The sequence below is a fragment of the Prolixibacter sp. DSM 2831 genome, assembly GCF_056493735.1.
The window spans coordinates 4,757,133-4,771,449 of record NZ_CM151379.1; the positions used below are offsets into that span (position 1 = coordinate 4,757,133).

At 45.0% G+C, this 14,317-nt stretch carries 12 protein-coding genes; 1 reads left to right on the forward strand and 11 read right to left on the reverse strand.

Features of this window, described 5'->3' with window-relative positions; translation table 11 throughout:
• Window positions 1-17: 17 nt before the first annotated feature.
• Window positions 18-2,492 carry a YfhO family protein gene (locus AC060N_RS19680; protein WP_479525207.1) on the reverse strand — a complete coding sequence of 825 codons (2,475 nt, stop codon included), beginning with the start codon at window positions 2,490-2,492 and terminating at the stop codon, window positions 18-20.
• A 106-nt stretch (window positions 2,493-2,598) separates the two neighbouring features.
• On the opposite strand from AC060N_RS19680, the gene AC060N_RS19685 reads away from it, so the two are divergent.
• Window positions 2,599-4,089, forward strand: coding sequence for an oligosaccharide flippase family protein (locus AC060N_RS19685; protein ID WP_479525208.1), 1,491 nt, complete (start codon window positions 2,599-2,601; stop codon window positions 4,087-4,089).
• Here the strand turns inward: AC060N_RS19685 and AC060N_RS19690 are convergent.
• The 10 genes from AC060N_RS19690 to AC060N_RS19735 form a co-directional block, all read right to left on the reverse strand.
• On the reverse strand, window positions 4,067-4,582 hold the full coding sequence (locus AC060N_RS19690) for a class I SAM-dependent methyltransferase (protein ID WP_479525209.1): 516 nt from the start codon (window positions 4,580-4,582) through the stop codon (window positions 4,067-4,069). The two genes, AC060N_RS19685 and AC060N_RS19690, sit on opposite strands and share 23 nt — an antisense overlap.
• On the reverse strand, window positions 4,569-5,726 hold the full coding sequence (locus tag AC060N_RS19695; RefSeq protein WP_479525210.1) for a glycosyltransferase family 4 protein: 1,158 nt from the start codon (window positions 5,724-5,726) through the stop codon (window positions 4,569-4,571). The genes AC060N_RS19690 and AC060N_RS19695 overlap by 14 nt, the downstream gene beginning before the upstream one ends.
• A 4-nt stretch (window positions 5,727-5,730) precedes the next feature.
• Complete coding sequence (locus AC060N_RS19700; RefSeq protein WP_479525211.1) at window positions 5,731-6,699, reverse strand: Gfo/Idh/MocA family protein; 969 nt, start codon at window positions 6,697-6,699, stop codon at window positions 5,731-5,733.
• A gap of 1 nt (window position 6,700) precedes the next feature.
• Window positions 6,701-7,273 (reverse strand): acyltransferase, encoded by a 573-nt coding sequence (locus AC060N_RS19705; protein ID WP_479525212.1) that lies wholly within the window; start codon window positions 7,271-7,273, stop codon window positions 6,701-6,703.
• A 1-nt stretch (window position 7,274) separates the two neighbouring features.
• Complete coding sequence (locus AC060N_RS19710) at window positions 7,275-8,405, reverse strand: DegT/DnrJ/EryC1/StrS family aminotransferase (protein ID WP_479525213.1); 1,131 nt, start codon at window positions 8,403-8,405, stop codon at window positions 7,275-7,277.
• Window positions 8,406-8,447: 42 nt separating this feature from the next.
• Window positions 8,448-9,524: a non-hydrolyzing UDP-N-acetylglucosamine 2-epimerase gene (wecB, locus tag AC060N_RS19715; protein WP_479525214.1), complete on the reverse strand. Its 1,077-nt coding sequence runs from the start codon at window positions 9,522-9,524 to the stop codon at window positions 8,448-8,450.
• Window positions 9,521-10,822, reverse strand: a complete 1,302-nt coding sequence (locus AC060N_RS19720; RefSeq protein WP_479525215.1) for a glycosyltransferase — start codon at window positions 10,820-10,822, stop codon at window positions 9,521-9,523. Before AC060N_RS19720 ends, wecB begins: the two co-directional genes overlap by 4 nt.
• A 66-nt stretch (window positions 10,823-10,888) precedes the next feature.
• Window positions 10,889-12,181: a nucleotide sugar dehydrogenase gene (locus AC060N_RS19725; protein ID WP_479525216.1), complete on the reverse strand. Its 1,293-nt coding sequence runs from the start codon at window positions 12,179-12,181 to the stop codon at window positions 10,889-10,891.
• A gap of 217 nt (window positions 12,182-12,398) precedes the next feature.
• Window positions 12,399-13,952, reverse strand: a complete 1,554-nt coding sequence (locus tag AC060N_RS19730; protein WP_479525217.1) for a glycine--tRNA ligase — start codon at window positions 13,950-13,952, stop codon at window positions 12,399-12,401.
• 74 nt (window positions 13,953-14,026) lie between these two features.
• On the reverse strand, window positions 14,027-14,305 hold the full coding sequence (locus AC060N_RS19735; protein WP_479525218.1) for a hypothetical protein: 279 nt from the start codon (window positions 14,303-14,305) through the stop codon (window positions 14,027-14,029).
• Window positions 14,306-14,317 lie beyond the last annotated feature (12 nt).

Consider the following 14,317-nt stretch of genomic DNA (forward strand, 5'->3'; position numbering starts at 1 on the left):
TCTGCTCACGTTTACATTTATGCGGTTTCCTTTTTTCTTCGCATGAATTCCTTCACTCCCAATCCGAGCAACAAAAGTAGGAGAATGGCTGAACTGGCCATTGAAATTGTGTTCCCCATCCGGTAGGAAACCGGCTGAAATTTAAACTTGATTTCATAATCACCGGCCGGCAACACCATTCCTCTCAACACATAGTCTGTCCGGAAATAAGGCATTTTCTTTCCATCAATATACACATTCCATCCTTTCGGATAATAGATCTCGGAAAAAACAGCCATCTGTTTGCTTTGCCCTTTGTAGTGATAATCCACCTCATTCGGTGAATAGGAGGTCAGATTCAACCGGGCATCGGGATCGTATTGTATTTGTGCGTTATTCACTTCCGGTGCAAACCGTTTGTCGATGACCGCCTGATCGGCCGGATTGATCAGGTTCAGCGCCGCGATCTCCTGATCGGCATTGTTCACCATCCGGTAACTTTTCACCAGCCAGGCGTGCCCCAGGGCCATCGGGTTCCTCAACGGCGGGCCATTCGGATTCACGATCACGTATTTGGTATTCATCATGTTAATCGCATTCAGGCCTACAAACAGTGAATCCATATCAGCATTACTCTTCAATGCCTTCAGGCGGCTTCCCAACAGCTGCATCTCATGTTGCAGATGATATTCAATCAGCTCCTGGTACCGGCGCATCTTCGCCCCGTGATATCCTCCAATGGATTTAAAATAGTACGAAGTCGTCGCATCGTTAAAGGTGCTGACGGTCATATTCAGTACCCGGAAATCGGGATCCTTATCTTTCAGAATTGCTTTATCGGCTGTTGTTTCAGTAAACTGTTGTTTCGCCTGACGCGGGGTCACAAAATTATCCTTGTTCAGGTAACGGCGATCAACTCCCCAGAAATCGATGAGAATCAAAAGGCCCATCAGGACCAGACCATTTCGCCGGGTTAATTTCTTCTCGTAGGTCCCCCATAGTACTGCGGCAAACAGGACAATAAAAATCAGCGAACGGAAGGCATCACTGCGCAACATTGCCTGCCGGTCTTCCTGAAGAGATTCCAACAGCCACCCCGGTAACTGGGCATCCTGCGGACCGGTGAAATTTCCGGCTAATCCGGGGATTAAGGCAAACAATAATGAGAATCCGGCTGTGATACCAAACGCCCATTTGAAGGCGTAAAGCCACTCCTTTTTATCCACTTCTCCACTCAATATTCTCTTCAATGCCAACATTCCCAGGAGAGGGATCGTGAAATCGGCAATCACCAGAATCATCGATACGGTCCGGAACTTATTGTAACCAGGAACGTAATTCAGGAAGAAATTGGTCAATGGCATAAAATTCTTTCCCCACGCCAGGGTAACCGACAGCACAGTAGCCACCAACAACCACCATTTCAACGGCCCCTTTACCAAAATCAATCCCAGGATAAACAGGAAGCAGATGATGGCGCCCACATAAACCGGCCCCGATGTAAACGGTTGCGGCCCCCAGTAACCGGGAAGCTGCTTTACAATTTGCCGGCTGTTGGGAACGTTATTCTGACGCAGCGTTTGATAAGTTTTCGAATTGGTATCGAAACCGCCGGTCGACGAACCTCCGTTGAAATTCGGAATCATCAATGTGAAAGTTTCTGCCTTTCCGTAACTCCAGGCGGTGGCATAATCCTTATCCAAGCCAGAGGTTTTGTTGTGCTGATCGTGCGTCAGCTCCGATTTACCTCGGATGGAGAATTTTCCATACTCGTAGGTTGTCCACAACCGGGTCATATTGGCACCAATAGCCAGCAATGCCAAGAACGCCAGCACCCCGGCAGTTTTGGCAAAGGGGACGAGTTGTTTTCTCCGAATAGCCATGATCAATTCGGTAAGACCGAGAACCAGAACTAACAACAATGTGTAATATGTTATCTGCAAGTGACTGGCAAAGATTTGCAATCCAAGAAAGATTGCCATAATAAGCCCGCCGCCCCATCTGTTTTTACGAAAGGCATAGTACAAACCTCCAATAATCGGTGCCATATAACCTATGGCAATGGCCTTACTGTTATGCCCCGCCGCTATAATAATAATGTCGTACGACGAAAATCCAAAGGCAATCGCTCCGATGATACCGAGCCATGGATCGACCCCAAACAATAAAAGGGCTATGTAAAACCCTATGAAGTATAAAAACAGAAAACTAAATGGTCTGAAGTTGAAAAGATTTGTCAGTTTGTAGAGTGGTGCAAAAACAGTTTTCGTAATTGGTAATGCAACGAGATAGGAAGGCATTCCCCCAAACATGCTGTTGGTCCAAAGAGCTACGTCATCATGGGTTTTGTTATAATCTCGTATCTCTTTTGACATCCCCAAATAGGTATTCGTGTCATGCTGATTGAGCTTCTTTCCTTCGATCGCGGGAGAAAAGTATACCAACGAAAGAATAAAAAACAGCAGAATAGCTACCACATGGGGAGTTCCTGCCTTTAGGGAAAATTTCTTCATTTGGATCGCGTGTTACCGTTTCACATATACACAAAAGTATATTTTTTTAACAAACGCTCCGTTCAACTCACTTTTATTAAATATTTTTGACATAAATCTAATTTCCGTGGGAATAATCATTAAACAAACCATTCGAGGTTCCATCTGGTCGTATGCAGGCGTTTTGCTGGGTTTTTTGAATCTGGCCATCTTATCTCCCAAGATTTTTTCGGCGGAAGAAATTGGATTGACGCAGGTGCTGATTGCTATATCCACCATTCTGGCGCAGTTCTCCGGACTGGGTTTTCAGGATGTCACCAACCGGTTGTTCCCCTTTTTCCGAAATAACAAACAACATCACAATGGCTATCTCTTTCTCGCTATGGCTGTTTCGGCTACCGGGTTTATTCTGGTTTCGATATTCTTATACTTCTTCACTCCTTACCTGGTCACGCAAAACCTGGATAAATCGCCTTTGCTTTCGGAATATGCATTTTATGTCTGGCCACTGGTTTTCTTTTTCCTGTATTTTGCGGTATTCGACAATTACAACAAAGTACTTTACAATGTCGTTCTGGGTACGTTCCTCAAGGATTTCCTGCTAAGATTACTCAACCTTGGCATCATTTTGTTGTACTATTTCGATGTTGTTGATTTTGCCAGATACGTGCTGTTGTTTGTGATTATTCAATCTGTGCCGCCACTGGTTCTTAGTTTATACCTAATCCGCAAAAAGAAATTCAATCTTCGTCCACAGCTTCATTTTATCACACCGGAACTAAAAAAACAAATTCTGTTGCTCTGTGTTTTCGGAATCATTTCGGGCCTCAGCAGCTTTGCCCTGATCAACATTGACAAGTACATGGTGAACGCCTACATCGATTTGAAAGCTGCCGGAATTTATTCGGTTACCTTCTATTTCGGAACGTTGATTATGATTCCTTCGCGGGTGATGAACAAGGCGGTGGTACCAATCATCTCCGAGTCATGGAAAGCCAACAACATGGCCAAAATTGATGACGTTTTGGTCAAAAGCAGTATTAACCAGTTTCTCTTCGGGCTATTGCTGTTTGCCGGCATCTGGGGAAACCTTCACAATATTTTTCGCATCCTGCCGGAAAATTACGAGAACGGACAGTGGGTTATCTTTTTTATTAGTCTGGCTAATTTGGTCACGGTTTCAACAGGGAGTAGTATCATAGTCATTAACACATCGAAATATTACCGATTTCAAGCGTATTTCATGTTCATGCTAATTGCACTTGTTGTAATTACAAACATCATATTCATCCCGATACTTGGCATTACAGGAGCGGCAATGGCCTCATTTATCTCAACGTCATTCTATACGCTTGTCCGATTATTATTTCTCCGCAAAAAATTTGGTTTGTGGCCTTTCCAAATCAATCACCTCTACGTTATTATTGTGTCTGCTATTTCTTTTGGCCTTTCTCAATTAATGCCCAGAATGAATTCGCTATGGTTAGATATAATTTTTCGGTCGGCGCTAATCACCCTCATTTATTTTGCATTGACTTATTGGTTGGGTATCTCAGCTGAACTAAATAGGTCGCTCAAAGAGACAATACGAAAAATCACTTCCTCTCGGCGTAAATAGCATAAAAACGAGGCGTAATCTTTCTCAACAATGGCCTTATTCCCAAAAAACCGGTTGGAGCAATCCACTTCTCACGATGCAATATTTTCCATCCTGCCTTCTCCAACAACATATCAAGCTGCCAACTTTCAAATTCATGATAATGCTGATCATAAGGATCATTGGTGTTACGATATGCTTTGGCAAACCATAATTTTAGTGGTACAGTAATAATAAGCTTTGTCGCTTTGGTATTCTTCAAGAGTGGAAAGGGAGAAACCAGATGCTCCAGAACTTCAAAAGCAGTCAATACTCCGTAATTATAATCGTTTAATGCATCTGGTTCCAGATCAAAATCAAACCCGAAAGCACTCTCTATTTTGTAATCTTTACTTTTCAAAAATGAAGAAAGTTCATTTGGAGTTCCTAAATCCAAAATGATTTCATCTGTAGAAACAAATCTGGAAAGCAGCTCATAAGTTCTTTTAAACCTCAGTTCCTCATTGCTTTTCATATAGCTCTTTTAGTGTTTTCTTATCATTGCCCCAGTTATAATCGGACACGACATAATCTTTTCCTTTTTTGTAATCCTCCAGGTTATATTCCTTCCTGACAATCTTTTCAATAATCGATGCCAATTGGTCTACGTTTGAAAACTCATAAATCCATCCAGAATTTGTTGCACTGACAATTCGCTCAATTGGGGCACAATTGGATGCCAGTATCGGTTTTTCTGCATACATATACTGAAAAAGTTTATGAGGTATTGTTGAATCTGTATGAGCACTCTTGATATGAGGAATCAATGCGATATCTGATTCAGAAAGAATTTTCAACAACTTTTGTCGGTCCTGCCAGCCGTAAAAACGAACTTTATCTCCAAGAGCCAATTGTTTGGCCTGCTCTTTCAGATTTTCCAAATAACGTCCGGAACCAACTATACGAATCTCAAAGTCGTCCGAAGTTACCTTTGCAGCCGCCTCCAAAACGTATTGAAGTCCACGATGCCGTGTGACCCCACCTCCATAGGTAAATATCATTTTGGACTGAGGTGTTGAATCTACTTCAAAATCGAATTCTTCCATATTAAGCGTATTCGACACGATATGTATTCTGTCCTTGCTGACTCCCAAAGCAGCAATTCTAGCTTTCGATTCTTCAACAACAACGATAACCTCATCAGCAAGATTTACATACTTCCGTTCATAGTTCTTCCAGCTCTCGAGAGAAAACAAAATTCTTCCTAAAAACGAATGGGTATGTTCTGATAAATCCAACAAAGCCGGCCAGTTTTCATGTAAATCAAGAATAAATTTGGCACCAAACTCCTTTTTCATTTCATATCCTATCCGGGCGAGCTGTAGATCATGAATATGAACAACATCGAAATGATGCTTTCTAAACAAGCGTTTTACATGCTTACGCCAAATGCTAAAATAGAGTGGAAAAACCAAAGCCCCCACACTTGATTTCCGTTGAATTTCATTCAACTCTAGCCGGTGAAACACCAATTGCTCAAAGCTTTTCTCACTGGTATCTCTTTTTGTTTTGGTGCAAGCCATGTGCACTTCATGCCCGGCCTCGAGCAAAGCATTTATTTCATTCTCCACCCTGGTGTCAGGAGGAAAATTATTCTCCAACAGCATTAATATCTTCATGGCGCTATTTATGAAACGGGTGCTTTGTCAATTCTTTGGCGGCAAACGGATGGTAGTCTCCTTTTAATCCTACCGGCTGCTGTTCACGAATTTGATGGACAGTTTCGATGGCTCTCCGTGCATCTGAGATCGTGTAGCCGTTCCCTTTCAGGATTTCTTCATAACTGCGCGTGTGCAAATCTGTGAAACCGGCACTGAATTCCAGCTCCTCGCCTTCTATGGTAATCGAACGGTAGGTACGCTGTCCCTTCGCTTTAATGGCTTCGGGCAATGTTTCTTCATTAATGCTGAGAAACCACCTGACACGTGCCCGTTCCAACTGCAGAAAGCCGGCGGCCCGATCGTGGGTGTGAATATGAACGGTATTTTGCTGAATGTCACCAAAAATCCAGGCCAGCATGTCAAAAAAGTGCACACCAATGTTGGTCGCAATGCCACCCGACTTGGTCACATCGCCTTTCCAGGAAGTATAATACCAGTAACCACGTGAAGTGATATAGGTGAGGTCGATGTCAAATATTTTGTCCTTCGGCGCCTCTTCCACACGCTTCTTCAAATCGATGATGGTCTGATGCAACCGCAGCTGCAGGATCGTGTTAATTTTCTTTCCGGTCTCTTCCGACAACCGTTCCAATGCATCGATATTCCAGGGGTTCAATACCAGCGGCTTCTCACAAATGGCATCAGCACCTCGCCGCAGCGCGACGCGGATGTGCGCATCGTGCAGGTAATTGGGAGAAGCGATGCTGATATAATCCAGCGGTACTTTTTCTTCGTATTTCAATTTCTCCAGATACCGGTCGAAACGCTCGAACTCCACAAAAAAACGGGCCGACGGAAAATAACTGTCCATTATTCCGACACCGTCACACGGGTCATAAGCAGCCAATAAATGATTACCAGTTTCCTTAATGGCTCTCATATGTCGTGGAGCAATATATCCTGCTGCTCCTATCAATGCAAAATTCTTCATCTCAAATTCGTTTTACCTGGTTGTCTTCCAGTCTGTATTTTTGATTGCTTTCCGGACAAACCGCTTCTCCTGTTGCGGAGAATTCCAAACGATGCCCGTATTCACTCACCCAACCAACCTGACGTCCCGGATTACCAACAATTAGCGCATATGCCGGAACATCTTTCGTTACCACTGCTCCTGCTCCGATAAGCGCAAACTCTCCGATCTCAACACCGCAAATAATCGTCGCATTGGCTCCGATGGAAGCACCTTTCCGCACCAGCGTTTGCCGAAATTCTTCCTTTCGGTTGATGAAACTACGCGGGTTAATGACATTGGTGAAAACCATGGAAGGTCCCAAAAAAACATCTTCCTCACAGATGACGCCGGTGTACACCGAAACATTGTTTTGCACCTTCACATTGTTACCCAATATGACATTGGGCGAAATGACCACATTCTGCCCGAGATTACACTTCTCGCCCAGCTTTGAGTTCGACATGACATGGCTGAAATGCCAGATCTTCGTTCCTTCACCAATGACACAATTGTCATCGATAACGGCTGTTGAATGTGCAAAATAGTCGGCCATTTTATCGTATAATTTCTTTCAGTTTCGAAACAATCTGTTCTTGTTCTTCGCGCTGTAACTCCGTATGGATTGGCAGTGCCAGCACCTCATTGCAAAGTTTTTCCGCCACCGGGAAATCTCCTTCGCGATAGCCAAGGTAGGCAAACGCTTTTTGCAAATGCAACGGTGACGGGTAATAAACCATCGACGGAATGCCGGATGCCTTCAACGCATCTTTCACCTCATCTCTTGACTTTTCGGTTACCCGGACAACGTACTGATGAAAAACGTGGGTCGAAAATTCACTTCGCGATGGTGTCACAGTTCCTTCCATATTCCCCAACAATTCATCATAGACAGCTGCAGCTTCCTGCCGGGCACGGTTCCACTCATCGAGGCGCTTTAGCTTCACGCGGAGAATCGCCGCCTGCATGGTATCGAGGCGCGAATTCAACCCGATTCTTTCAAAGGTATATTTTTTTGCTTGTCCGTGGCTCGCTATCATCCGGGAAACTGAAGCAAGCTCTTCATTATTGGTAAAAATAGCGCCTCCATCACCATAACATCCCAATGTCTTGGTCGGGAAAAATGATGTGGTTCCTATATCGCCCATAACGCCAGCTTTGTGTTGGGTTCCGTCTTGAAAGGAATAAACTGCTCCCAATGCCTGGGCATTGTCCTCAATCACCCTAATCTCGTGTTTCCGCGCAAGCGAAAGAAGAGGTTCCATGTTAGCTGACTGACCGAAAAGATGTACAACGACAATCGCTTTGGTTTTTGATGTGATAACCTTTTCCAACTGGTCTACATCAATATTGTACGTATCGGGATGTACATCGACAAAAACCGGCTTTAGCCGCAACAACGCAGCTGCTTCGGCGGTAGCCACATAATTGAACGCCGGCATAATGACTTCATCACCCGGTTCCAAGCCAAGTGCCATGTAGGCCACCTGCAATGCTTCGGTACCATTGGCACAGGGAATCACAAATTTGCTATCCAGATATTCAGCTAACTCAGCGGCAAATTCCTTAACCGGCTGGCCATTGATAAAAGCCGAGGAATCGATTACTTCCTGTATTGCCTGATCGATTTCGGGCTTCATTTTCAGGTATTGCCCGTGCAAATCGACCATCTGTATTGACTTGCTCATTTTTTCAGCTTACTTGTTTGAGCTTATTCGTTAGAGGACTTTCTACAAAGTTGCTAAAAAGTCTGCTATTACATTCGATGCTTCACCATCTCCGTATAGATTGATGGAAAAATTAGATTGTTTTGCCGACATGATCCGGTACGCTTCCAAAATGCGATTGCCATCACTTCCGGCCAGCATATTAAAACCACCATCAACCAACTCTGTCCATTCGGTTTCATCCCGCAAGGTGATGCAGTGTTTTGCAAAGAAAAACGCCTCTTTCTGCAAACCTCCGCTGTCGGTGAAAACCAATTGACAGTTTTTGAGTAACTGCAGCATATCGAAATATCCCACCGGGTCGATGACATGAAAATCGGGCTCAATACCCAGATTTTTGATGATTTGCCTTGTGCGGGGGTGCAAAGGCATCACCACCTCTTTGTCGCGGTGAATTTCATTCAGACTGTCAAAAATCGCTCGAATCCTTTCCGGATTGTCTGTATTTTCCTGGCGGTGAACGGTAGCCAGAACGAAAGGCTTGCTTTCCAAATCCAGATTTTTCAAAATGGTAGAATGTCCATCAGATTTTGCAGCATAGAAAAGCGCTGCATCCTGCATGACATCGCCGTTCTTCACAATTTGGCAATCGAAATTGTCAAAACCTTCTTTCTTCAGGTTTGCTACCGCGACATCGGTGGGGCAAAACAGAACCGAAGAAATCCGGTCAGTGAGAATGCGATTAATTTCTTCGGGCATCTGGTTGTTAAATGAGCGAAGGCCTGCCTCAACATGTGCTACGGGAATATTCAGCTTTGCAGCAGCTAGAGTACCGGCAAGTGTCGAATTTGTGTCACCGAAAACCATTACCCTGTCAGGCTTTTCTTTCAAAAGCACATCTTCAATCGATTCCATCATGCGCCCGGTCATTGCTCCGTGACTCAAGCCCTGAATTTCCAGGTTGTAATCCGGGTGCGGAATTTCCATCTCCTCGAAGAAAACCTCCGACATATTCTTATCGAAATGTTGCCCGGTATGGACGATGATTTCGCTAAATCCCTTTGCCTTTAACGCACGGCTGACCATGGCAGCTTTGATAAACTGCGGCCGGGCTCCGACGATGGTGACGATTTTCTTCATGAAGTTATTTTGTTGAGATGTTCTGCTAATGTCGCTGTCAAATTCCTCCGGGAATACTGGTGAATGCCTTCCGAGTTGACGGAGAGTTCTCCTTCCCGGAAACGGTCGAAAAATGCCAGAATATTTTTCTTCAGGCCTTCTTTATCGGCAAAATCCGAAATTAACCCAGCCTCCACTTCTTTCAAAATATTGGCCACGTCGCCATCAGGCGGACCAATGGTCAACACCGGACGGCAAGCTGCCAGGTACTCGAAAAATTTCCCGGTAAGGATGCCTTTGGCGTTCGGCGTTTGATTGATGGCCAATAACAAAACCTGCGCCCGCTGTAATATTTTCATGACGGCATCATGCGGAACATATTCGACGAGCTCGAGGAAAGGTTCCAGCTGATGATTCCGAATATCTTCGAGCGCCGAAACATCTACCTTGCCCACCAGTTTAATTTGCAATGAATCGCCCAAATCCGGCGTGGCAGCGACCAGTTCCTGCAAGACCTTCCAAAGGAGGCGTGGGTTTCGGTTCGGTGGTAACGAACCTGCATGTACAATGCTGAACTTTTCGTCGGTTTCAGGAGTTTCTTCACTCACATCGGCATCATCGAACCCGTTGGTGATGACGTGAATATTTCTTCCTCCGAGTTCTTCAAATTCGGTTTTCATTTGCCGACTCACCACCACCATTTCGTCGCACGAGGTGATGACTTTCCGTTCCAGTTTCCGGTGTTTGGCGTCGGCTAAAGGTGTCAGATTTAGGTCCGGATAGAAATCAATATTGGTCCACGGATCGCGAAAATCAGCCAGCCACGGAATGTCCAGTTTCTTTTTCAGCGCCAGCGCAATCAAGTGCATACTGTGCGGCGGTCCGGTTGAAACAATCGCGTCGACCGGATGTTCTTCCAGGTATTTTTTTAGAAAACGAATCGATGGGCGTATCCAAAAGCGGCGGGAATCAGGAATAAAAAAATTGCCACGAATCCACACGGAGAGCTTCTCCTTGAATCCCGGCTTTTTATTTTCAGACAGAAAAGCGGCATTCACGCGCTCGCCTTTTTTCTGACCAATAAATTTCTTGTAAAAAGAATATGGCTCCAAAATTGGTCGTTTAATCACTTCCAGACCTGGTCGCACATCTTCCAGCAAACTGGGATCATCGACCGGTACTTCCGGATTTTCCGGTGTATAAATGACCGGCTCCCAATCAAAATCGGGCAGGTATTTCGAGAATTTGAGCCAACGCTGAACTCCGGCCCCTCCGCTGGGCGGCCAGTAATATGTAATGATTAAAACCCGTTTTTTCATTCCAAATTCCTGATCAACTTCCGAAACGAAGGGGGACAGTTTCAGAATTTCGTTAAGAGCCTGAAATTAAAGGCTCCAGTAATTAAATCCGGTTATCTTCCGACGATAAATTCCGCGAATGTCAATAAAGACCGGCCTGTCGGTTGCCAGCGAATTAAAATATTCCTGACTTAAATCGACATAATCACGATGTGAAACCGCCAGAACAAGTGCCTGATATTTTCCACTTGGCTTTTCGGTCAAACTGATGTGACATTCTTCTTCCAGTCGATCCGCTTCTACCAAAGGATCCATCACGTCTACTTCCATACCGAAGTCCTTTAAGTGATGAACCACTTCGGCTACTTTCGAGTTCCGGAAGTCACTCACATCTTCTTTGAAAGTGATACCGAACACCAAAGCTCGTGCGCCTTTCACTTCATGTCCTGCCTGAATCAGCATTTTTACCGTATTCATCGCCACATGCGAACTCATCGAATCGTTGATGATGCGGCCGCTATCCATCATCATGGGATGAAAACCGAGTGAACGTGCCCTGTGAGTAAGGTAATACGGATCGACGCCAATGCAATGGCCTCCCACCAAACCGGGATAGAACTTCAGGAAATTCCATTTGGTTCCGGCTGCTTCCAGTACATCGTATGTATTGACGTTCATCAAATCCATGATTTTCGACAACTCATTCACCAGCCCGATGTTGATGTCGCGCTGTGTATTTTCGAAAACCTTAGCAGCTTCAGCAACCTTTATCTGCGGTGCCCGGTGAACTCCCGGACGAACGACCATTTCGTACACTTTGGCAATCTCGTCGAGCGCCTGTTCGTTGTTTCCGGACACAATCTTGATGGTTTCTTCCACCGTATGGACTTTGTCACCCGGATTGATACGCTCTGGCGAATAACCGTATGAAAAATCGACGTCAGCCTTCAAGCCGGAACCTTTTTCCAGAATCGGGAGACAAACCTCTTCTGTCGTTCCAGGGTAAACAGTGGATTCATATACCACATAGTCTCCCTTTTTCAGTACAGATGCAACTGTTTCCGTCGCACTTTTCAACGGTCCCAAATCGGGAATTTTGTACTGATCGACCGGTGTGGGTACTGTAACCACGAAGAATGAAGCCTCCTTTAGTACAGACTTATCACTTGTGAACTGAATATCGCAGCCATCAAAAGCTTCGCTCTCCAATTCCCCGGAAGGGTCAATATTTTGATTCAGCAGCTTTAACCGCCGCTCGTCGATATCAAAGCCAATTACCTTAATTTTTCTGGCGAAAGCCAACGCCAACGGCAAACCAACATAGCCCAGGCCGATAACAGCCAGCGCGGTTTCTTTTTTTTTTAATCCTGAAGCAATCATATGCCTTGATTTATATGTTTCTATTTCGCTGCTTTAAAAATCTGCATCAAAGCAACCGAAGAATAATTTCTAACTGTATATTAACGAATTAACCCCAACAATTCGTACTTCTTCCACGATAGAAAACAACTCATATCAAAAAAATGAAGAATCCTTCAAAAGGACCGGAGAATCATTTCTGATCCCGGAAGTTCCCTTTTGAAGGATTGCAAATAACTTATCCTATTTTCTCGAAAAGGCTTTTGAAACTTACCTGATCGTGAATAATGTTTCGTAAATCGTTGATCGACACACGTTCCTGCTCCATGGAGTCGCGATAGCGAATCGTAACCGTATCGTCCTCAACCGTTTGGTGATCGACCGTAATACAGAAGGGAGTTCCTACCGCATCCTGGCGACGGTAACGCTTACCGATGGAATCTTTTTCGTCGTAACGGCAGTTGAATTCGAACTTCAGCGTATCGATGATGGCGCGGGCTTTTTCCGGCAGTCCGTCTTTTTTCACCAGCGGCATTACCGCGAGTTTTACCGGAGCCAGGGCCGGCGGCAATTTCATCACCACGCGGGAATCTTTCTTACCGTTGGCTCCCTCGATTTCTTCTTCGCAATATGCTGCCGAAACGACCTGGAGGAACATGCGGTCGACACCGATGGAGGTTTCGATTACATACGGCACATACGATTCGTTGATTTCCGGATCGAAATACTGAATCTTCTTACCGGAAAACTCCTGGTGCTGGCTAAGGTCGAAATTGGTCCGGGAGTGAATCCCTTCCACTTCTTTGAAACCGAACGGGAATTTGTACTCGACATCCACTGCCGCGTTGGCATAGTGGGCCAGTTTTTCGTGCTCGTGAAAACGATAACTATTTTCGTCGAAACCGAGGGCTTTGTGCCAGGCCATACGGGTAGCCTTCCATTTTTCGAACCATTCCATTTCGCTGCCGGGGCGCACAAAATACTGCATCTCCATCTGCTCGAATTCGCGCATGCGGAAGATGAACTGACGGGCCACAATCTCGTTACGGAATGCTTTACCGATTTGGGCAATCCCGAAAGGAATTTTCATACGACCGGTTTTCTGTACATTCAGGTAGTTCACAAAAATTCCCTGCGCCGTTTCCGGACGAAGATATATTTTGGACGCGCCATCAGCAGTCGAGCCCATTTCGGTAGCAAACATCAGGTTAAACTGACGGACGTCGGTCCAGTTGCCGGTTCCCGAAATGGGGCAAACGATTTTATAATCGATGATGATCTGCTTGAGGTCAGCCAAATCCATGTCGTTCATGGCTTTACTGAAACGCTCGTGCAGTTCCTTCCATTTTTCGAGGTTGGCGAGCACCCGCGGATTGGTTTCACGGAATTTGGCTTCGTCGAAACTGTCGCCAAATTTCTTCTTCGCCTTTTCAATCTCTTTATCGATTTTCGCTTCGTATTTGGCCAGCTGATCTTCAATCAGCACATCGGCACGATAGCGTTTCTTCGAGTCTTTGTTGTCAATCAACGGGTCGTTGAAGGCATCGACATGGCCGGAAGCTTTCCACGTTGTGGGATGCATAAAGATTGCTGAATCGAGTCCCACCACGTTTTCGTGAAGTAATACCATGGAATCCCACCAGTATTTTTTGATGTTGTTCTTCAATTCAACACCATACTGTCCGTAATCGTAAACAGCCGCCAGGCCGTCGTAGATTTCACTCGACGGGAATACAAACCCGTACTCCTTGCAGTGGGCGATTAGCTTCTTAAACAAATCTTCCTGAGCCATAAATTATGATTTAAATTTTCAGTATACGTTTCCTGATGTTCTTTGGGAATTTTTTCTGATGAGAATCAATCGTCTTAATCAACCTCTTCGAAGTCGATGTATTCACCATCGGAACGGTTGTATTTTTTTTCGTGCCGTTCGGATTGTTCAATGGTTACATCGCCTTCTCTCTTCTCTTCTTTTCCGGGCCGACCCGACTTTTTCTTCATATCATCGTACAACTTTTGTGCTGCTTTGTCGACCACTTTCGGCGCCAGCCATCGCATCAGAAACCGAAAACCGTAATAAACGACCAGGATGATGAACAGTGTCTTCAGAAATCCAACAAAATATAACAGTACAAATAGTTGCATATAACTCCCTCA